This window comes from Roseivivax sp. GX 12232 (assembly GCF_021272185.1).
Lineage (GTDB): Bacteria > Pseudomonadota > Alphaproteobacteria > Rhodobacterales > Rhodobacteraceae > Roseivivax.
Window position 1 is genome coordinate 219,523 of sequence record NZ_JAJSEC010000003.1, and the last position, 21,096, is coordinate 240,618.

The 21,096-nt window shown below is 70.8% G+C and carries 15 protein-coding genes; 9 read left to right on the forward strand and 6 right to left on the reverse strand.

Annotated elements, in window-relative coordinates; translation table 11 throughout:
* Positions 1 to 471: 471 nt before the first annotated feature.
* On the reverse strand, positions 472 to 1,761 hold the full coding sequence (gene tyrS / locus LR948_RS07490) for a tyrosine--tRNA ligase (RefSeq protein WP_232753373.1): 1,290 nt from the start codon (positions 1,759 to 1,761) through the stop codon (positions 472 to 474).
* A 76-nt stretch (positions 1,762 to 1,837) separates the two neighbouring features.
* Between tyrS and LR948_RS07495 the strand changes: the two genes are divergently transcribed.
* The 3 genes from LR948_RS07495 (at position 1,838) to LR948_RS07505 (ending at position 5,690) form a co-directional block, all read left to right on the forward strand.
* Positions 1,838 to 2,944: an anhydro-N-acetylmuramic acid kinase gene (locus LR948_RS07495; protein WP_232753374.1), complete on the forward strand. Its 1,107-nt coding sequence runs from the start codon at positions 1,838 to 1,840 to the stop codon at positions 2,942 to 2,944.
* A gap of 173 nt (positions 2,945 to 3,117) precedes the next feature.
* Positions 3,118 to 4,461, forward strand: a complete 1,344-nt coding sequence (locus LR948_RS07500) for an FAD-binding oxidoreductase (RefSeq protein ID WP_232753375.1) — start codon at positions 3,118 to 3,120, stop codon at positions 4,459 to 4,461.
* 65 nt (positions 4,462 to 4,526) lie between these two features.
* A complete protein-coding gene (locus LR948_RS07505; protein WP_232753376.1) occupies positions 4,527 to 5,690 on the forward strand; it encodes a M20 aminoacylase family protein in 1,164 nt (387 codons plus the stop codon).
* Positions 5,691 to 5,804: 114 nt separating this feature from the next.
* Here the strand turns inward: LR948_RS07505 and LR948_RS07510 are convergent, their stop codons facing one another.
* From LR948_RS07510 to LR948_RS07525, 4 genes are all read right to left on the reverse strand, one after another.
* Positions 5,805 to 7,073: a DEAD/DEAH box helicase gene (locus LR948_RS07510; RefSeq protein ID WP_232753377.1), complete on the reverse strand. Its 1,269-nt coding sequence runs from the start codon at positions 7,071 to 7,073 to the stop codon at positions 5,805 to 5,807.
* Between the two features lie 356 nt (positions 7,074 to 7,429).
* On the reverse strand, positions 7,430 to 9,124 hold the full coding sequence (gene ade / locus LR948_RS07515; protein WP_232753378.1) for an adenine deaminase: 1,695 nt from the start codon (positions 9,122 to 9,124) through the stop codon (positions 7,430 to 7,432).
* Positions 9,125 to 10,062: 938 nt separating this feature from the next.
* A complete protein-coding gene (locus LR948_RS07520) occupies positions 10,063 to 12,885 on the reverse strand; it encodes a [protein-PII] uridylyltransferase (protein WP_232753379.1) in 2,823 nt (940 codons plus the stop codon).
* Positions 12,845 to 14,023: a penicillin-binding protein activator gene (locus LR948_RS07525; protein ID WP_232753380.1), complete on the reverse strand. Its 1,179-nt coding sequence runs from the start codon at positions 14,021 to 14,023 to the stop codon at positions 12,845 to 12,847. The genes LR948_RS07520 and LR948_RS07525 overlap by 41 nt, the downstream gene beginning before the upstream one ends.
* A gap of 113 nt (positions 14,024 to 14,136) precedes the next feature.
* Here LR948_RS07525 and rsmI point away from each other — a divergent pair, with 113 nt between their 5' ends.
* From rsmI to LR948_RS07545, 4 genes are all read left to right on the forward strand, one after another.
* Entirely contained in the window at positions 14,137 to 15,003 is an 867-nt protein-coding gene (rsmI, locus tag LR948_RS07530; protein ID WP_232753381.1) for a 16S rRNA (cytidine(1402)-2'-O)-methyltransferase, read from the forward strand.
* A 152-nt stretch (positions 15,004 to 15,155) separates the two neighbouring features.
* Entirely contained in the window at positions 15,156 to 15,497 is a 342-nt protein-coding gene (locus LR948_RS07535; protein WP_370634908.1) for a YraN family protein, read from the forward strand.
* Between the two features lie 90 nt (positions 15,498 to 15,587).
* Positions 15,588 to 16,523, forward strand: coding sequence for a glutathione synthase (gene gshB / locus LR948_RS07540; protein ID WP_232753383.1), 936 nt, complete (start codon positions 15,588 to 15,590; stop codon positions 16,521 to 16,523).
* Positions 16,520 to 17,416, forward strand: a complete 897-nt coding sequence (locus tag LR948_RS07545; protein WP_232753384.1) for an alpha/beta hydrolase fold domain-containing protein — start codon at positions 16,520 to 16,522, stop codon at positions 17,414 to 17,416. Before gshB ends, LR948_RS07545 begins: the two co-directional genes overlap by 4 nt.
* Positions 17,417 to 17,640: 224 nt before the next feature.
* Here the strand turns inward: LR948_RS07545 and LR948_RS07550 are convergent, their stop codons facing one another.
* Complete coding sequence (locus LR948_RS07550) at positions 17,641 to 19,155, reverse strand: YifB family Mg chelatase-like AAA ATPase (protein ID WP_232753385.1); 1,515 nt, start codon at positions 19,153 to 19,155, stop codon at positions 17,641 to 17,643.
* A 269-nt stretch (positions 19,156 to 19,424) separates the two neighbouring features.
* Here LR948_RS07550 and LR948_RS07555 point away from each other — a divergent pair, with 269 nt between their 5' ends.
* Entirely contained in the window at positions 19,425 to 20,303 is an 879-nt protein-coding gene (locus LR948_RS07555; RefSeq protein ID WP_232753386.1) for an RNA polymerase factor sigma-32, read from the forward strand.
* Between the two features lie 26 nt (positions 20,304 to 20,329).
* On the forward strand, positions 20,330 to 21,085 hold the full coding sequence (locus LR948_RS07560; RefSeq protein WP_370634921.1) for a ChaN family lipoprotein: 756 nt from the start codon (positions 20,330 to 20,332) through the stop codon (positions 21,083 to 21,085).
* The last annotated feature ends 11 nt before the right edge of the window (positions 21,086 to 21,096 follow it).

Below are 21,096 nucleotides of genomic sequence, written 5' to 3' on the forward strand. Positions count from 1 at the left end.
GAGCCAGGCCCCGGCACTCCCCTCACAATGAAAGGGCGCGCGCCGGACCGGGGGCCGGCGCGCGCCCTTTTGGCTATGCGCTTTATCCCAGCAAGGTCATTGCTCGCTGTGAGCTAGGCACGCCACTCCAAGGAGCGCCGGCCCATCGGGCCGGTCCGGCGCGCGCCCGGCACCTTCGGTGCTGTTCGGGCGCAAGAGGGGCAATTGGGAAGCGTGCGCGTCGGGCGAGATGGGGGTGCCGCCTTAAGGAGCGCGCAAAGGTGCGGGGAAATCTAGGCGGGGGGCGGGAGATGACTTCTCACCCGCCGCGCAACAACGCCTCACGCACACCCAAATCCCGCACCCAACGGCGCCTCACCTGGGTCCAAAACCCGCGCCCGGCGCAAACCCCAGCGCACACCTCACCAGCGCCCGCACCAACCGCGAAAGCCCACGACCGGCTCACCGCCCCGGGCGCACGCCATCACCCCTTCACGCCAGCTTCACCAGCGCGTGCCGCTTCTTGCCGGCGGACAGCTTCACCGGCGCGGAGAGCGCGCCCGCGTCGAGCATCATCCCGGCGTCGGTCAGCGGCGCGTCGTCGATGCGCGCGCCGTTGTCCGAGATCAGCCGCTTGGCCTCCTTGCCGGATTTCGCCAGCCCCGCGCGGACGATCAGCTGCACCACCGAGATGCCCTCGGCCACCTCCTCGGCGCTCAGCTCCAGCGTCGGCAGGTCCTCGCCCGCGCCGCCCTTCTCGAAGACCTCGCGGGCGGTGGCCTTGGCGGCCTCGGCGGCCTCGGGCCCGTGGCAGAGCGCGGTGACCTCGTCGGCCAAGACTACCTTGGCCTCGTTGATCTCGGCCCCGTCGAGCGCGCCGAGCCGCTCGCAGTCCTCGACCGGCAGCTCGGTGAAGAGCTTCAGGAAGCGGCCCACGTCGGCATCCATGGTGTTGCGCCAGAACTGCCAGAACTCGTAAGGCGACAGCATGTCGGCGTTGAGCCAGATCGCCCCGCCCGCGGATTTGCCCATCTTCCGCCCGTCGGCGGTGGTCAGAAGCGGCGAGGTCAGCCCGAAGATCTCCTGGTCCAGCACCCGGCGCGTCAGGTCGATGCCGTTGACGATGTTGCCCCATTGGTCCGAGCCGCCCATCTGCAGCGCGCAGCCGTAGCGGCGGTTCAGCTCCAGGAAGTCATAGGCCTGCAGGATCATGTAGTTGAACTCGAGGAAGGACAGCGACTGCTCGCGGTCGAGGCGCGATTTCACGCTCTCGAAGGACAGCATCCGGTTGACCGAGAAATGCCGCCCGATGTCGCGCAGGAACTCCAGGTAGTTCAGCCCGTCGAGCCATTCGGCGTTGTTCAGCATCAGCGCGGCGTTGTCCGCGCCCACCGCCTCGCCGGTCGAGGGCATGGCGCTCTGCCCGGCGTCGTAGCTCAGGTACTTGGCGAAGACCTGCTGCATGCCGTCGATATTGGCGTCGATCGCCTCGGGCGTCAGCAGCGGCCGCTCGTCGGCGCGGAAGGAGGGATCGCCCACCTTGGTGGTGCCCCCGCCCATCAGCGTGATCGGCTGGTGGTCGCATTTCTGCAGCCAGCGCAGCATCATGATGTTCAGCAGGTGCCCGACGTGCAGCGATTTCGCCGTCGCGTCATAGCCGATATAGGCGGTGACCCGCCCGCCCGACAGCGCCTCGTCGAGGCCCTGGTAATCGGTGCAGTCGGCCAGGAAGCCGCGCTCCATCATGACACGCATGAAGTCCGATTTCGGGTGGTAGGTCATGGTCTTTCCTTTCGTCGCCAGACGGTGCGATATAAGGCGGCAGGACAAGGTTTGAAAACCGGTTTTCGAGGCAAGCATGGGCAGGGCGACGGGCGGTCCGATCTGGGCACTGGGAGCGATGTCGGGCACCTCGCTCGACGGGGTGGACGCGGCGATGCTGCGGACCGACGGGCTGCGCATCCACGACTTCGGCGAAACCGCCTACCGGCCCTATACCCCTGAGGAGACCCGCACCCTGCGCGCGGCCCTGGGCCGCTGGCCGGACGCCCCCGAGGTCGCGCCCGCCCGCGCCGTGGTCGAGGCCGCCCATCGCGAGGTGCTGGCGGGCTTTTCGGGCGCCGAGCTTGTCGGCTTCCACGGCCAGACCCTGGCGCATGAGCCGCGCGGGCGCGGCACCCATCAGACCGGCGACGGCGCGGCGCTGGCCGAGGCGCTGGGCCTGCCGGTGGTCTGGGACTTCCGCTCGGCCGATGTGCGGCTCGGCGGCGAGGGCGCGCCGCTCGCGCCCTTCTTCCATTTCGCCTGCGCCAAGTGGATCGGGGCCGAGGCGCCCATGGCCTTCCTGAACCTCGGCGGGGTCGGCAACCTGACCTGGCTCGACCCGCGCTGCCCCGCACCCGAGGCGCCGGGGGCTTGCCTCGCCTTCGATACCGGGCCCGCCAATGCGCCGATCAACGACCTGATGACCGAGCGCCGGGGCCTGCCCTTCGACGAAGGCGGCGCGCTGGCCTCGGGCGGGCAGGTGGTTGACGGGGCGCTCGAGCTCTTCCTCGAGGAGGGCTATTTCCGCAAGATGCCGCCGAAGTCGCTCGACCGGGACGATTTCGCGCTGATGCTCGACCTCGTGCGCGAGCTGGGTGACGCCGATGCCGCCGCCACGATGACCGCCATGGCCGCCGCCGCGGTCATGCAGGGGATGGAGCATTGCCCCGCCCCGCCGGAGCGGCTGCTGGTCACCGGCGGCGGGCGCAAGAACCCGGTGCTGATGGAGATGCTGCGCGCCGGGCTCGACTGCCCGGTCGAGCCGGTGGAGGCCGCGGGGCTCGATGGCGACATGCTCGAGGCCCAGGCCTTTGCCTATCTCGCGGTGCGCGTGGCGCGCGGGCTGCCGACCAGCGGGCCCTCGACCACCGGGGTGCGCGCCGCGGTCGGCGGGGGTGAGGTCTCGCGGCCACAGGGCTAGGCCCGTGAGGGGTCCGAGGGGGGTGCCCGCCCTCGCCGCCGCCCGCGCCGTCCGATAGGCTTGTGCCAAAGGAGCTGCCGTTCCATGACATATCCGCCGAGCCGCCGCGCGCCCCGCGCGGTGCCGTTGTTATTCCCGATGCCGCCCCGCGCGAACAGCTGTCCGGAGCCCGCATGAGCTTTCCCTTCACGCTTCCCACGCCCACCGAACACGGCGATGCGCCGCCGGGACGCGCCGCGGTCGTGGTCATCGGCGGCGGGGTGATCGGCACCACGGCGGCGCTGCACCTGGCGCGCCAGGGCCACGAGGTGGCGCTTCTGGAAAAGGGCCGGATCGCGGCCGAGCAAAGCTCGCGCAACTGGGGCTGGATCCGGGTGCAGGGCCGCGACATGGCCGAGATCCCGATCGCCCAGGAGGCCCAGAGCCTCTGGCAGGAGCTCGACACTGCCGCGCGCGGGCGGCTCGGGCTGAAGCAGATCGGGGTGAACTACCTCACCCGCTCCGAGACGAGCCTGGCGAACTACGAAGACTGGCTGTCGGAGGCGCGCACCTACGGCGTCTCCTCGCGGATGCTGTCGCGGGCCGAGCTGGGCGAAGCGCTGCCCGGTGCCCAGGCCGACTGGATCGGCGGGCTGCAGACGCCCACCGACCACAAGGCCGAGCCCTGGGTCGCGGTGCCGGAACTGGCGCGCATGGCGCGCGACGCCGGTGCCCGGGTGGTCGAACGCTGCGCGGTCCGCGCGCTCGAGATCGAGGCCGGGCGGGTCACCGGGGTGGTGACCGAGAAGGGCCGGGTGAAATGCGACGCGGTGATCCTCGCGGGCGGGGCCTGGTCCTCGCTCTTCCTGCGCCGTCACGGGGTGTCGATCCCGCAACTTTCCGTGCGCTCCACCGCGCTCGAGACCGGGCCACTGCCGCAGGTCACCGGCACCGCGGGCGTCGACGACCGGCTGGCCTTCCGGCCGCGCGCGGACGGCGGCTACACGCTGGCGCCCTCGACCCTCTCCGAGCTTTACCTCGGGCCCGACGCGGTCCGGGCGGTGCGGCAATATCTGCCGGTGCTGCGCCAGGGCGGCTTCGAGGTGAAGCTGCGGCTGCGCGCGCCCGAGGGCTTCCCCGATGGCTGGCGCACGCCCCGGACCTGGGCCGAGGATTCCGCCTCGCCCTTCGAGGCGATGCGCATCCTCAACCCGCCGCCCAACCGCGACAAGGCCGAGGCCGCCGCCCGCGCCTTCGCCGCGACCTTCCCGGAACTGGGCGAGGTGCGGGTCAGGACCGCCTGGGCGGGGATGATCGACGTGCTGCCCGACGTGGTGCCGGTGGTCGACCGGGTCGCCGATCTGCCGGGGCTGACCGTGGCGACCGGGATGTGCGGGCATGGCTTCGGCATCGGCCCGGCCTTCGGGCGCATCGCCGCCGCGCTGGCCCTTGGCGAGGCGCCGGGCCACGACCTGCACCGCTTCCGCCTGGCGCGCTTCTCGGACGGCTCGAAGATGGTGCCCGGCCCGAACCTCTGAGCCCACTTGCGGGCGGGGGCGGGCTCGGGCAGGCTCGCGCCGATCCAACCCCAAGGAGAGCCCCCATGCCGGTCAAGAACCGTTTCGCCGAGCTGCATGAAGAGATCACCGCCTGGCGGCGCGACCTGCACCAGCACCCCGAGATCCTCTACGAGACCCATCGCACCGCCGCCTTCGTGGCCGAGAAGCTGCGCGACTTCGGCTGCGACGAGGTCACCGAGGGCATCGGCCGCACCGGCGTCGTCGGCGTCATCCGCGGCAAGGCCAATGGCTCGGGCCGCACCATCGGGCTGCGCGCCGACATGGACGCCCTGCCGATCCAGGAGGCGACCGGGCTCGACTATGCCTCCAAGACCGAGGGCGCCATGCATGCCTGCGGCCACGACGGCCATACCGCCATGCTGCTGGGCGCGGCCAAGTATCTCTGCGAGACCCGCAACTTCGACGGCACCTGCGTGGTGATCTTCCAGCCCGCCGAAGAGGGCGGAGGCGGCGGTCGCGAGATGTGCGACGACGGGCTGATGGAGCGCTGGGCCATCGAAGAGGTCTACGGCATGCACAACTGGCCCGGCGTGCCGGTCGGCGCCTTCCAGATCCGCCCCGGGCCGTTCTTCGCCGCGACCGATGTCTTCGACATCGTGATCGAAGGGCGGGGCGGCCATGCCGCGAAGCCGCACGAGACCGTGGACCCCACGGTGACCGCCGCCCAGGTGGTGACCGCGCTCCAGTCGATCGCCGCGCGCAACGCCGATCCGACCGGGCAGATCGTGGTCTCGGTGACCTCTTTCCAGACCTCCTCGACGGCCTTCAACGTGATCCCGCAGCGGGTCACCCTGCGCGGCACGGTGCGCACGCTCGCGCCCGAGATGCGCGATCTTGCCGAGACCCGGCTGACCGAGATCGCCACCCATACCGCCCGCGCCTTCGGGGCCGAGGCCCGGGTCGACTACCAGCGCAACTACCCGGTCATGGTCAACGCCGAGACCGAGACCGACCACGCCGCCGCTGCCGGGCGCGCCGTGGCGGGCGACTGCGCCGAGGCGCCGCTGATCATGGGCGGCGAGGATTTCGCCTTCATGCTCGAAGAGCGCCCGGGGGCCTATATCCTCGTCGGCAACGGCGAGACCGCGGCGGTGCATCACCCCGAGTATGACTTCAACGACGCGGCGATCCCGGCGGGCTGTTCCTTCTGGGCCGAGATCGTGGAGCAGCGCCTGCCCGCGGGCTGAACCCGGGGCCATCCGCGCACGAAAAAGCCGCGCCGGGGGCGACCCGGCGCGGCTTTTTTTCCGTCTCGCTGTCAGGGCGGCGCCGTCGCGCGGCGCGCCCTGCTGCGCCTCTCCTCAGGCCGCGCGGCGGCGGCGCGAGCGGCGGGGCCGCGTCTTCCCGGCGGGGGAGGCCCCCTGCGGCTTGCCGCGTCCGCGGCCGCCTCCGCCACCACCGCCGCGACGGCGGCCGCCCGGGGCCGGACCGTTGCCGCCGGCGGGGCGTTCGCCGCTCGCCACCGGCACCGAGACCTTCATGGTCTTCTCGATCGCCGAGAGCAGATCGACCTCCTCGGGCGTGCAGAAGGCGATGGCGGTGCCGTCCCGGCCCGCGCGCGCCGTCCGGCCGATCCGGTGCACGTAGTTCTCGGGCACGTTCGGCAGGTCGTAGTTCACCACGTAAGCCACGCCCGGGATGTCGATGCCGCGGGCGGCCACATCGGTGGCCACCAGCACGGTGATCTCACCCTTGCGGAAGGCGGCGATGGCGCGGTCGCGCTGCCCCTGGCTCTTGTTGCCATGCACCGAGGCGGCCTCGATCCCATGCGCCACGAGCCCTTTCTTGAGCTTCTCCGCGCCGTGCTTGGTGCGGGCGAAGACCAGCGTCAGGGCGCCCTGGTCCTCGGTCAGGATCTCGCGCAGGCGGGCGGGCTTGTCGCCCTTTTCGAGGAAATGCACCTTCTGGTCGACCTTGTCGGCGGCCTTGCCCGGAGGCGCGACCTCGACCCGGCGCGGGTTGTGCAGATAGGCGCGCGACAGCTCCTCCATCTGCTTCGGCATGGTGGCCGAGAACAGCATGGTCTGGCGCGGCGTGCCGAGATGCGGCGCGATCTGGCGCAGGGCATGGATGAAGCCCATGTCGAGCATCTGGTCGGCCTCGTCGAGGACCAGGTGATGCACCTGGCCGAGGTCCACCGCGCCGCGCTCCATCAGGTCGATGAGCCGGCCCGGGGTGGCGACCAGGATGTCGGTCCCGCGCGAGAGCGCCTTGATCTGGCGGCCGATCGACTGGCCGCCGACCACGGTGACGACCCGCAGGCGGGTCTCGGAGGTCAGCTTGCCGAGGCCGTCGGCGATCTGGTTCACCAGCTCGCGGGTGGGCGCCAGGATCAGCGCCTTGGCGGTCTTCGGCGCGGGCTTGCCCGGCGCGGCGAGCAGATGCTCCACGAGCGGCAGGCCGAAGGCGAGCGTCTTGCCGGTGCCGGTCTGGGCGAGGCCCAGGACGTCATGGCCCTCGAGCGCCAGCGGGATGGCCTTGTTCTGGATCGGGGTGGGTTGGGTGAGCCCGGCACGGGCCAGGGCGTCGTTGAGGATCGGCGAGAGGCCGAGCATGTCGAAATCGTACAATATCTGTCCTTCAGGGGCGCCGGCCCTCTGGCCGCGCCCGGATCTGGGCCGCGTCAGGCGGCCGCGCTGCGGGTCCGCGAGACCTATGCGCGCGGGATGTCCCGCGCTCTCCGGCGTCGCGTCAGGAACCCTGCGTGATGGGGAACTGAATGGCGGTGCACTGGGGCCAGAAGGGCCACGGCAAGCTCACGCGGCTGCGCAGTGCTTTGGGGCAGATGCGCCTTTTTGCCTGCCGCGTCAAGGGGCGGCAGGTGAGAGGCCGGGTTGGGCGTGGCGCATGGCGGGTGGTTTGGGGCGGTTTAGGGCCGGGTGCGAGGGCCACGCGAGAGGGGCGAAGACCCCGCCCCTCGCCCCCGTCAGACCATCAACTCGAACCGGTCCACGTCGACCATCCCGCGATCGGTGATCTTCAAGGACGGGATCACCGGCAGGGCGAGGAAGGCCAACTGCAGGAAGGGCTCGCCCAGCGTCACGCCGAGGCCCTTGGCGGCGGCGCGCAGCTCCTCGAGCCGGGCGCGCACTTCCTCGAAGGGCTCGAGCGACATGAGCCCCGCCACGGGCAGGGCGAGCTCGGCCAGGATCTCGCCGTCGCGGGCGACCGCGAAGCCGCCCTCGATCTCGGAGAGCCGCGCGGCGGCCAGCGCCATGTCGGCGTACTCCACCCCGACGCAGGCGATGTTGTGGTGGTCGTGGCAGACGGTCGAGGCGATGGCCCCGGCCTTGAGCCCGAAGCCGCGCGTGAAGCCGGTGGCGATATTGCCGTTCCGCCCGTGCCGCTCGACGACCGCGATGCGGGCGAGGTCACGCTCCGGGTCGGGGCGCTTGTCGCCGTCCTCGGGGGTGATCTCCTCGGTCAGGTGGTCGGTCAGGATCTGGCCCTCGCGGATACCGATCACCGGGGTCTCGGCGCGGTTGCCGGGGGCGCGGAAGGAGGCGGCGCTCAAAGCCGGCGCCTTGACCGAGCCGCGGCCCACCGGCGCGATCTCGCCCCGCGCGGCAAAGGCGGCCTCGGTCACCCGCCGGCCCCCGGCGAAGACCATCCGCGCGCGGCAGTCGGCCAGGTCGGGCAGCGCCACGATGTCGGCGCGGTAGCCCGGCGCGATGAGGCCGCGGTCCTTCAGCCCGAAGGCCTCGGCGGCCGAGAGCGAGGCCGCGCGATAGGCCGCGAGCACCGGCGTGCCGAGCGCGATCAGCCGCCGGATCATGTGGTCGAGGTGCCCCTCCTCGCCGATGTCGAGCGGGTTCCGGTCGTCGGTGCAGAGGCACATGTAGGGCGCCGTCCGCTCGGTCAGGAGCGGCTGCAGCGCCTCGAGATCCTTGGAGACCGAGCCTTCGCGGATCAGGACGCGCATGCCCTTTTGCAGTTTCTCGCGCGCCTCGCCGGCACTGGTGGCCTCGTGTTCGGTGCGGATGCCGGCGGTGACATAGGCGTTGAGGTCGCGCTCGGAGAGCAGCGGGCAGTGGCCGTCCATGTGGCCGCCCTCGAAGAGCGCGAGCTTCTCCATCATGCCCGGGTCGCGGTGGATCACCCCGGGGTAGTTCATCACCTCGGCGAGCCCGATGCCCGAGGCATGGCCACGCAGCGGCGCGAGGTCTGCGGCGGAGAGCTCCGCCCCGGCGGTCTCCATATGGGTCGAGGGCACGCAGGACGACAGCTGCACCCGCAGGTCCATGAGCAGATGCTCCGAGGCGGCCTGGAAGTAGCGGATGCCCTGGGCGCCGATGACATTGGCGATCTCATGCGGGTCGCAGATCGCGGTGGTGACGCCCAAGGGCGTGACGCAGCGGTCGAATTCGAAAGGCGTGACCAGCGAGGATTCGACGTGCAGGTGGGTGTCGATGAAGCCCGGCACGAGCGTGAGGCCCGAGACGTCGATGACCTCGCGGCCCTCGTAGGCGGCGCAGGTGCCGACGATGCGGTCGCCCTGGATGGCGACATCGCCTTCGAGCAGCTCTCCGGTGACCAGGTCGAGGACCCGCCCGCCGCGCAGGACGAGGTCGGCGGGGGTCTCCCCGCGGGCGGCGGCGATCCGGTCGGAGAGGTCGGGCATGGGCGGGGTCCTTCGGGCTTGTGCTTGGGGCGGGCGGTTGGTGCCCGGAGTGTGCCGGGAAACGCGGGCGGGCGCGAGGGGGGAGGTTTGGGGTGGTGAGGGTCGGGGTGGTTTGGTTGATGTGTCGGCGTTGTGGTGTCGGTGTCGGTGTCGGTATTGCTGTCGCTGTCGCTGTCGCTGTCGCTGTTGGTGTTGGTGTTGGTGTTGGTGTTGGTGTTGGTGCTGGTGCTGGTGTCGGTCGTGGTGTCGTGGTGCGCTCCCCGACAACTCATTTGCCATGCCACTGTTGGCCTCCCGCACCCCCTTGCGCCCGAATAGCATCGAAGATGCCGGGCGCGCGCCGGACCGGCCCCTTGGGCCGGCGCTCCTTGGAGTGGCGTGCTCAGCTCGCCGTTAGTCCTGACCTTGTTGCCATAAAGTGCCTCGCTCAGAGGGCAGCAGCGCCGGCCCCCGGTCCGGCGCGCGCCCTCTGTTGTGCGGGGTGAGGGGGGGCGCGGATTGGAGACGTCAGACAATCGGGGGGCGATGTGGCACAGGCGGCAACGGGATGTGCGGAGCAAGCGGGCCCTGGCCACAGTCTGTAGCCGCGAGAGGGTGTATTGGGACAGTGGCCTTGGCTTCGGTCACAGACGCAAGGGGCTGCCCTGGCACGGCAAGCCCCGAAAGCAGCCGACAGCCTGCACGGATTGCCCCAAGTTGGCGGAGGCCGGGATTGGCCCGAGTCGGATAGGGACGCTCTTTGGCAGTAGCCCGCCGTTTCAGCACATGGCCTGCCACAGCGCTGCGGGTGCCCCGGAAAACCCTCAGGCACCAGCCCCTATACCTCCCAGAACTTCAATTCCGCGCTTGGCCGCTTCCTCAATCCCGCGCGCCCTTGGACCCGTCCTCAATCGCGCGCGCTTGGCCCCTTCTTCACTCCCGCGCCCTTGGCCCCGTCCTCAATCCCGCGCGCGCTTCGCCCCTTCCTCGATCGCCGCGCGCAGGCGGCGCTCGATCACCCGCTGCTTCGAGGGCGTGTAGAACTTCAGCCCGAACATGTCCTTCACGTAGAAGCTGTCGACCACCTGCTCGCCGTAGGTCGCGATCACCGCGCTGGCGATGTAGATGTTGGCCTCGGCCAGCGTCCGGGCGAGATCATAAAGAAGCCCCGGACGGTCCCGCGTGTCGACCTCGATGATCGTGTAGATCTCCGAGCCGTCGTTGTCGAAGGCCACCGAGGTCGGCACCCGGAAGGCGCGCTCGCGCTTCTTGATCTTGTCGCGGGTCTTGATCGCCTCGCGGGCCACCACCTCGCCTTTCAGCGTCTTGTCGATCATCGCGCGCAGGCGGGGCAGACGGCTGGCCTCGTAGGGATGGCCCTCGGCGTCCTGCACCCAGAAGACCGCCGTGGCGAAACCGTCCTTCGAGGTATAGGTCCGCGCGTCCACCACATTGGCGCCGACCAGCGCCAGCGCGCCCGCGAGCCTCGCGAAGATGCCGGGGTGGTCGACCAGCGCGAAGCAGACGCGGGTCGCGTCGCGGTCCTCGTCGGGATGGATGTTGATGCGGATCTCGTCGGTGCCGATGCCGCGCAGGAGCTCGGCGAAGATCACATGGGCAGTGACATGCAGACCCTGCCAATAAGGCTCGTAATGCCGGGCGGTCTCGGTGCGCAGGTCCTTCTTGTCCCAGTCCGAGAGCTTCTTGCGCAGGAGCTTCTTGGCCTCGGCGCCGCGGTTCTCGCGGGTGATGGCCTCCATGCCGTCCTCGAGCACCCGGCGGGTCTGGCGGTAGAGCGCGCGCAGAAGAGCGGCCTTCCAGTTGTTCCAGGTGTTCGGCCCGACGCCGCGGATGTCGCAGACGGTCAGCACGCAGAGGAGGTCGAGCCGCTCCTTGGTCTTCACCGCCTTGGCGAAGTCGCGCACCGTGCGCGGGTCGGCGATGTCGCGCTTCTGGGCCATGTCGGACATCAGGAGGTGATGGCGCACCAGCCATTCCACCGTGGCGCATTCGGACTTGTTGAGCCCGAGCCGCGGCGCCACCACCCGGGCGATCTTGGCGCCGAGGACCGAATGGTCCTCGTCCCGGCCCTTGCCGATGTCGTGCAGAAGCAGCGCCACGTAGAGCACCCGGCGGTTCACCCCGTCCTTGAGGATGGTCGAGGCCACCGGCAGCTCCTCGACCAGCTTGCCCTCCTCGATCTCGGAGAGGTGCCAGATGCACTGGATGGTGTGCTCGTCCACCGTGTAGCTGTGATACATGTTGAACTGCATCATCGCCACGATGGGCTCGAACTCGGGGATGAAGGCCGAGAGCACGCCGAGCTCGTTCATCCGCCGGAGCGCCCGGTCGGGGTTGCCGTGCTTCAGCATCAGGTCGAGGAAGATGCCCTGCGCCTCGCGGGCGTTGCGCATCTCGTCGTCGATCAGATGCAGGTTGGCCTGGATCAGCCGCATCGCGTCGGGGTGGATCAGCAGCCCCGTCCGCAGCGCCTCGGAATAGAGCCGGAGGATGTTCATCTTGTCCGAGAGGAAGGCATCCTCGTCGGCGATGGCGAGCCGGCCGTTGGTGACCTCGTAGCCGCTGCGCACCTTCGGCGGGCGGTTGAAGATCCGCGCCAGGAGCGGCGCCTCCTTCTTCTGGTCGGCCTCGAGCGAGGTCAGCACGATGCGGGTCATGTCGCCCACCGCCACGGCGTGGCGGAAATAGGTCTGCATGAAGATCTCGACCCCGCGGCGCCCGCCGCGGTCGGTGAAGCCCAGGCGCTCGGCGACCTCGACCTGCATGTCGAAGGTGAGCTGCTCCATGGCCCGGCCCGCGACCAGGTGCAGGTGGCAGCGCACCGCCCAGAGGAAGGCCTCGGCCTCGACGAAGGTGCGGTATTCCTCGGGGCGGAAGACCCCCTGGTTCAGCAGTGCCGCCGCATCCTCGGTGTGATGCACGTATTTCAGGATCCAGTAGAGCGACTGCAGGTCGCGCAGCCCGCCCTTGCCCTCTTTCACGTTGGGCTCGACCACGTAGCGCTGGCCGCCCTGCTTCATGTGGCGCGCGTCGCGCTCCTCGAGCTTGGCGGCGACGAACTCGCTTTCGGTGCCGAGGAAGAGGTCCGCCCGCAGCCGCGTCTCCAGCTCTTCCGACAGCGCCGCATGGCCGGTCAGATGCCGCGATTCGAGCATCGCGGTGCGGATGGTGAAATCCTCCGACCCCAGCCGCAGGCAGTCCTTCACCGTGCGCGAGGCATGGCCGACCTTCAGCTTCAGGTCCCAGAGGATGTAGAGCATCGATTCGATGACGCTCTCGGCCCAGGCGGTGATCTTGTAGGGCGTCAGGAACAGCAGGTCGACGTCCGAAAAGGGCGCCATCTCGCCGCGCCCGTAGCCGCCGACGCCCAGGACCGCGATGCGCTGGGCCTCGGTCGGATTGGGCATGACATGCAGCACCTCGGTGGCCACTTCGAAGGCCAGGGCGACGATGCAATCGGTGACATGGGTATAGGCGCGGGTGGTCTCGCGGGCGCGGAAGGGCGCCTCACCGAAGGCCTCCGCGATGCGGGCCCGGCCGCGGCTCTGGGCCGCGGCGAGGCGTTTCACGGTGATCTCGCGCACGGCGCGCTCGCCCTCGGCGGCGGCACCGGCTTCGGAGAGCGCCGCCCGAAGCGCGGCGCGCTCGGCCTCGAGATCGAGGATCTCGGCGACCGGCGCGATCAGCTCGGGCGGCTCCGGGGGCTGGGTCGGGGGCTCCTCAGAAGCCTGCGCCACCGAAGGCGCGCGGGGCGGGGTCAATGATGCTCACCTGCTGGTTCTCGATGGTCGCCACGGCCAGGCCGCGTTGATTGGTGCCGTCGTTCAGCAGCCGGAATACACCGGTCGCCCCCTGGAAGCCAGCGCCCTGGGTCAGCCCGGCGCGGTCGACCGAGGCGCCCTGGCGGACCAGCGCGCCGATGGCGGCCACCCCGTCGAAGGCGAGCGGGGCCAGCGGATGCGGGCTGGCGCCATAGGCCTCGGTGTAGCGGGCCTCGAACTGGGCCATGGCGTTGCGGTCGGGCAGGGTGAACCAGGCGCCCTCGACGCCGGGCAGGCGGAAGCCGTCGGGACGCGAATCCCAGCGGGTCATGCCCATGTATTGCACCGCGGTCGGGTCGATGCCCTGTTCCGGCGCGAGCTGCAGCACCACCGAGAGGCCGCCTTCCCAGCTGTCGGTCAGGAAAAGCGCATCCGCCGTGCCGGCATCGACCAGCGGTTGCACGCGGCCGATGGCCGAGGTCAGGCTTTCGGTGTTGAGCGCATAGGCCTCGCTGCCGACCACCCGGGCGCCATGGGTCGCGGCGGCGGATTGCACCGCGGTGCGGCCGATCTGGCCCGCGACATTGTCCTGGTAGAGCACCGCGATGTCGTCGCGCCCGCGGCTCGCGCCGTAGCCGACCAGCCGGTCGGCGGCGTTCTCGAAGGTCTGGCCGAGCACGAAGAGGTTGCCGCCGGCGATGGTGGGGTTGTTGGAGAAGCTCAAGACGTTGACCCCGTCGTCGGCCACCGCGATGGCCGCGGCATTGGCCGCCTCGCCGTAGAGCGGGCCGAGGATCACCACCGCGCCCTCGTCGACCGCCTGCTGGGCGACCGCCGAGGCGGTGGCTGGCTGGCCGGCGGTGTCATAGACCCGCAGGTCGACGCTGACCCCGCCGAGGTTCTGGCTCGCCAGGCGCGCGGCATTCTCGAGATCGCGCGGGATGGTCCCGGCGTTGGCGTCCGAGCGCGGCACCAGGAGCGCCACCGGCACCGGCTGGCTGGCGTCGAGCCGCGCGCCCCCGCCGCCCGAGGGCAGCGCCCCGAAGTTGGTGGCTTCGCAGGCGGTCAGCGCGGCGAGGCCCAGGAGCCCCGCGGGTAAGCGGAGCGCCTTGCGGGCGGCATGAAACAGAGCAAACATTGTGATCGGGCTCCCTCGGTCCGTGTATTGCCGCGGTCGGGCGTGTTAGGGGGCCCGCGCGGAGGTCTGTCGGCTTCCGGGCAGAATAGTGTAGCGGGAATACAGGTCCAACCATGAAACCGGACAAAGGCGGGCTTTCGCCCGGGTTGACGCTGGTCGCCACGCCGATCGGGAACGCGCGCGACATCACGCTGCGCGCGCTCGACGTGCTGGCGGAGGCCGATGTGCTGGCGGCCGAGGACACCCGCGCGCTGCGGCGGTTGCTCGAGATCCACGGCGTGGCGCTGAACGGCCGGCCGGTCCTGGCCTATCACGAGCACAACGGCGCGAAGATGCGGCCGCGGCTCCTGGCGGAACTGGCGGCGGGCAAGAGCCTGGCCTATGCCTCCGAGGCCGGCACGCCGATGATCTCGGACCCCGGGTTCGACCTGGCCCGCGCGGTGCAGGAGGCGGGTTATCCGGTGACCTCGGCGCCCGGCGCCTCGGCGGTGGTGACCGCGCTGACGCTGGCGGGGTTGCCGACCGACCGGTTCTTCTTCGCGGGCTTTCTGCCCAACCAGGCGGCGCAGCGGCGCCGGGCGCTGGGCGAGCTCGCCGATGTGCCGGGCACGCTGGTTTTCTACGAATCGCCCCGGCGGGTGGCGGCCATGCTGGCGGATGCCGCCGAGGTCCTGGGCGGCACGCGGCCCGCGGCGGTGGCGCGGGAACTGACCAAACGCTTCGAGGAGCTGCGCCGCGCGCCCCTGGCCGAGCTGGCCGAAAGCTACGCCGAAAGCCCGCCCAAGGGCGAGGTGGTGGTCCTGGTGGACCGCGGGCGTTCGGAGAAAATTAGTGAAATGGATGTAACCAGAAGCCTGGAGACGGCGCTGGAGACGATGTCGGTGCGGGACGCGGCGGATTACGTCGCGGCGATGTATGGCATCCGCAAGCGCCCGGTCTATCAGGAGGCGATGAAGATGCAGAAGGATCGGGACGGGTGACGGGCGCCGCGGGGCAGATGCCGCTTTGGGCGCAAAGCGGCTGCCGGGTCTGGCCGAAGGGGCGGGACGGGGCTGCTGTTGTGTCTTCGGATGTGTCGGTGGCTGGGGATGGCGGGGCGCGCGGGCGTGTCGCCCGGGCCCAGGCGGGGGCCGTGGCCTATCACGCGGGGCTGGCCGCCGAGGCGGCGGTGGCCGCGGATTATCACCGCCGGGGGTATGCGCTGGCCGCGACCCGCTGGCGCGGGCGCGGCGGCGAATTGGACCTGGTGCTGCGCGACGGCGACGGGGTGATCTTCGTCGAGGTCAAGAAAAGCCGCAGCTTCGACCGGGCGGCGGAATCCCTGACCCCGCGCCAGGCCGCGCGCATCATGCGCACCGCCGAGGAATTCCTGGGCGGGGAGCCGCGCGGCTCGCTGACCGAGGCGCGGGTGGATGTGGCGCTGGTCAATGCGCGTGGCGAGATGCGGGTGATCGAGAACGCGCTGATGGGCTGAGGCGGGTCGGGGCGGCGCGGCATTGCCCCCGGCCGCGCTTTGGCGCATCTCTTGGCCAAGACACAATCCGAGCGCCAAGGGGGCCCCCGCATGAAAGTCGCCATCCAGATGGACCCGATCGAGGCCGTCGACATCAACGCCGACAGCACCTTCCGCATCGCGGAGGAGGCCCAGGCGCGGGGGCATGAGCTCTTCTACTACCGGCCCGACGCGCTGGCCTACCAGGAGGGCGCGGTGACCGCCCGGGGCCAGTCCATGACCCTGCGCCGCAAGGAGGGCGACCATGTCACCCTGGGCGCCCTGGAAGAGCGCGACCTGACGGAGTTCGACGTGGTCTGGCTGCGCCAGGACCCGCCCTTCGACATGCATTACATCACCACCACCCACCTCTTGCAGCGGCTCTCGGAGAAGGTGCTGGTGGTCAACGACCCCTTCTGGGTGCGCAATTTCCCCGAAAAGCTCCTGGTCCTCGACTTCCCCGAGCTGACCCCGCCGACCGCCATCGCGCGCGACCTCGCCACGCTCAAGGCCTTCCGCGCCAAGCATGGCGACGTCATCCTCAAGCCGCTCTACGGCAACGGCGGGGCGGGGATCTTCAAGCTCTCGGTCGAGGACGGCAACCTGTCCTCGCTGCACGAGATGTTCACCGGCTTCTCGCGCGAGCCCCTGATCGTGCAGAAATACCTGCCCGCGGTCTCCAGGGGCGACAAGCGCATCATCCTGGTCGACGGCGAACCGGTTGGCGCGATCAACCGGGTGCCCGCCAAGGGCGAGGTGCGCTCCAACATGCATGTCGGCGGCCGCCCCGAGAAGGTCGCCCTGACCGACCGCGACCGCGAGATCTGCGCCGCCATCGGCCCGCATCTGCGCGAGCACGGCCAGATCTTCGTCGGCATCGACGTGATCGGCGACTATCTCACCGAGATCAACGTGACCTCGCCCACCGGCCTCCAGGAGCTCGAGCGGTTCGACGGCGTCAATGTCACCGCCCGCATCTGGGAGGCGATCGAAGCGCGCCGCGGATGAGCTGGCAGGCCCGGCTTTTCGACAAGCCCCTGCGCTACGTCGTGAAGCCGCTCCTGGCGCGGCTGATCGACCCCGCGCGGGCGGGCCGGGTCGACCTCTTCCGCCGGCTGTTGCGGCGCCCGCCCTACCTGCGCCACTTGGTCCGGCCGGGCGGGCTGCACTGGATCAGCACCGGGCCCTGCCGGGGCGGGGCGGTGATCCTCTATTTCCACGGCGGCGGTTATGTGGCGGGCAGCCCCGAGGGCTACCTCGGGCCGCTCGGACTGCTCTCGGGGCTGGCGGGCATCGAGGTCTGCGCCCCGCGCTACCGCCGCGCGCCCCGGCATGTCTTTCCCGCCGCCTTCGAGGACGCCCGCGCCGCCTGGGACCGGCTGATCGCCCAGGGCTATGCGCCGGGGCAGATCGTCCTGGGCGGCGATTCGGCGGGCGGTGGGCTGGCGCTGGCGCTGCTCGGCGCGCTCTGCCGTGCGGGCACGCCGCCGCGCGGGGCCTTCGCCTTCTCGCCCTGGACGGACCTGGCGCTGACCGGCGAGAGCCTGCATCTCAACGCCGAGGCCGACCCGGTCCTGCCCGCGGGCCGGCTGGGCGAGGTGGCGGGGCTCTACCTCGGCGGCGCGGATCCGCGCGACCCGCGGGCCTCGGCGCTTTACGGGGACTTCCCGGGCTGCCCGCCGGTCTTCCTGCAATACGGCGCGGGCGAGATCCTGCGCGATGACAGCACCCGCATGGCCGCCCGGCTGCGCGACTTCGAGGCCGAGGTCAGCGAGGAGGCGCGGCCGGATCTGCCGCATGTCTGGCAGCTCTTCGACGGGTATCTTCCCGAGGCGCGGGAGAGCCTGGAGGTGACGGCGGCCTGGCTGCGGGAGGTCTACGACGCGGCGGGTGAGGAGTAGGGGCGCGGCGCGGAAGGCTTATGGTGCCGCCCGGCAGGAGTTGGGCGCCGTGAAGGACAAGGCGGAGCGCGGAGCGCGAGAAAGTGGGCGTGGTTCGAATGGGGCAGGGCGCAAAGAGCGTGGATATCCTGTGGGCCGAGCCTCGGGGCGCGTCTATCGAAGACACTGCCCGAACGGGCCCACTCCCTCTTCATCCCCCGCTCCCCTCAATTCCACATCCCCCCTCAATCCTCCCGCGCCCCGATCAGCCGATACGACAGCGCCTCAGCCAGATGCGGGCGGCGGATCGCGGCGCTGCCGTCGAGGTCGGCGATGGTCCGCGCCACCCGCAGCACCCTGTGGTAGCCGCGCGCCGAGAGTCCGAAGCGCCGCGCTGCCGCGCTGACCAGTGTGCGGCCTTCGGCGTCGAGCGGCGCCACCGCCTCGAGCTGAGCGCCGCTGGCGTCGGCATTGGTGCGCACCTGCGCCGCGTCCGCGTAGCGCGCGGCCTGGACCGCCCGCGCCTCGGCGACCCGTGCGGCGACCTCGGCGCTGCCCTCGCCCGCGGGCGGCGCGTCGAGATCCTCGATCGCGACCGGCGGCACCTCGATGCGCAGGTCGAAGCGGTCCATCAGCGGCCCCGAGATCCGGCCCAGGTAGTCCTCGCCGCAGGCCGGGGCGCGGGTGCAGGCGCGGGCGGCGTCCGAGAGATAGCCGCAGCGGCAGGGGTTGGCGGCGGCGACCAGCAGGAAGCGGCAGGGATAGGTCACATGCGCCCGGGCGCGGGCGACCATGACCTCGCCGGTCTCGATCGGCTGGCGCAGGGTCTCGAGCACGCTGCGCGAGAACTCCGGCAGCTCGTCGAGAAACAGCACCCCGTTGTGCGCGAGGCTGACCTCGCCGGGCAGCGCCTGCCGCCCGCCGCCGACGATCGCCGCCATGGAGGCGGTGTGATGCGGTGCCCGGAAAGGGCGCTGGCGCGAGATCCCGCCCTCGTCGATCTCGCCGGCGCGCGAGCGGACCATCGAGGTCTCCAGCGCCTCCGTCGGCGAGAGCGGCGGCAGGAGCCCCGGCAGGCGCGCCGCCAGCATCGACTTGCCCGAACCCGGCGTGCCGAGCAGCATCAGGTGGTGCCGCCCTGCCGCCGCAATCTCGAGCGCGCGCTTGCCGCGCTCCTGGCCCTTCACGTCGCGCAGATCCTGCGGCGCGGGGCCGTCCTGCACCTCGCCGGCCTCGGCCGGGGCGAGCGGCGCCTGGCCGGTCACATGCTGGACCACTTCCAGAAGCGAGGCCGCGCCGATCACCTGGCAGGCGGCGACCCAGGCGGCCTCGGCGCCCGAGCCGCGCGGGCAGATCAGCCCGCGCCCCTCCTCGGCGGCGGTCAGCGCCGCGGGCAGGGCGCCGGCCACCGGCACCAGCGCCCCGTCGAGCGACAGCTCGCCCAGCGCCAGCGACCCGGCCACCGCGTCGCGCGGCAAGACCTCGATCGCGGCGAGGAGGCTGAGCGCGATGGCCAGGTCGAAATGCGCGCCCTCCTTCGGCAGGGCGGCGGGCGAGAGGTTCACCGTGATCCGCCGCGAGGGCAGCGAGATCGACAGCGCTGAGAGCGCCGAGCGCACCCGGTCGCGCGCCTCGGAGACCGCCTTGTCGGGCAGGCCCACCACCGAGAAGGCCGGCATGCCCGGGGTCAGCGCGCATTGCACCTCCACGGTGCGGGCCGAAAGGCCGTCGAAGGCGACCGTATAGGCGGCGGCTTGCATGCTCCGGAGGCCCCAACTGGCGAATGCGCGCGCATAGCCTCGGAAAAAAGGGTTACCGCACCCTTAACGTGCGCCAGCGCACAGTGGCGGTAAGTGACGGTGCGCAAGGCGGAATCCACGCGCGCTGTCATCTGCCCTTAGCATTTCTTGCGCAATTTCCACCCCCACGGGAAATTTTTTGGAAACTGATTTCGATCCACCCGCGTTTCCACCCCGTAGATCATAACGTGGGTGCACAAGGACACCTTCGATCATAGCGGGGAGCAACAATGGCTTTAGACGCATTCAACGATCAGACCTTGTCGCGGCGGGCCATGAAGGCCGAACTCCTGGATGCGGAGACCGAGCTAAAACTGGCCTATGCCTGGCGCGATGAGCGCGACGAGGCGGCGCTGCATCGGCTGATCACGGCCTACATGCGTCTGGCGATCTCCATGGCGGCGAAGTTCAAGCGCTACGGCGCGCCGATGAACGACCTGATCCAGGAGGCGGGCCTGGGCCTGATGAAGGCCGCCGACAAGTTCGACCCCGATCGCGGCGTGCGTTTCTCGACCTATGCGGTTTGGTGGATCAAGGCCTCGATCCAGGACTACGTGATGCGCAACTGGTCGATGGTGCGCACCGGCTCGACCTCGAGCCAGAAGTCGCTGTTCTTCAACATGCGCCGGGTGCAGGCCCGGATCGAGCGCGAGGCGGCGGCCAACGGTGAATCCCTCGACCGGCACCAGCTGCGGCAGATGATCTCGACCGAGATCGGCGTGCCGCTGCACGACGTCGAAATGATGGAGGGCCGGCTCTCGGGCTCGGACTACTCGCTGAACGCCACCCAGTCGGTCGACGAGGAGGGCCGCGAGTGGATCGACGCCCTCGAGGACGAAAGTGCCCAGGCCTCTGAGCTGGTCGAGAACACCCATGACACCGACCAGCTGCGCGAATGGCTGGTGGTTGCCATGCAGCAGCTCAACGACCGCGAGCGCTTCATCGTCCGCGAGCGCAAGCTGAAGGAAGAGACCCGCACCCTCGAAAGCCTCGGCAACGAGCTGGGCCTGTCGAAGGAGCGCGTCCGCCAGCTCGAGGCGGCGGCCTTCCAGAAGATGCGCAAGACGCTGGAAAGCCAGTCCCGCGAGGTGCGTGCATTCCTCGTCTGACGCTCTGGGCCCTTGCCCCGGTTCTGATCGCCGCCACCGCCCATGCGGATGGCGGCGTTCTTGCCTCGGGCGAGGTGATCTTCCTGGGCGAGCAGCACGACAACCCCGCCCACCATACGCGCCAGGCCGAGATCGTGGGTGCACTGGCGCCCCGGGCGCTGGTCTTCGAGATGCTGACGCCGGAACAGGCGGGGCGGATCACGCCCGGGTTGATCGCCGAGGAGGATGCGCTCGAGGCGGCGCTCGGCTGGAACGCCAGCGGCTGGCCGGATTTCTCCATGTATTACCCGATCTTCGCCGCCGCCCCCGAGGCGACCTACTTCGGCGCGGCGGTCCCGCGCGAGGCGGCCCGCGCCGCCATGGAGGCCGGGCCGGTCGCGAGCTTCGGCCCGGAGGCCGCGCGCTACGGGCTCGACCGCGCCCTGCCGCCCGAGGAGCAATCCGCCCGCGAGGCGCTCCAGGCCGAGGCCCATTGCGACGCGCTGCCCGAGGAGATGCTGCCCGTCATGGTCGAGATCCAGCGCCTGCGTGACGCGCGGCTGGCCGAGGCGGCGCTGATGGCGCTTCAGGCCGCGGGCCCGCCCGTCGCGGTGATCACCGGCAACGGTCACGCCCGGCCCGACTGGGGCGCCCCGGCGCTTCTGGCCCGCGCGGCCCCCGGCACCCGGATCGCCACGTTCGGCCAGAGCGAGACCGGCGGGCCGCCCTTGCCCCCCGGCTTCGACCGCGTCGAAGAGGCCCCGCCTGTCGACCGGGGCGATCCCTGCGCGGCCTTCCGATGAGCACCGCTTGT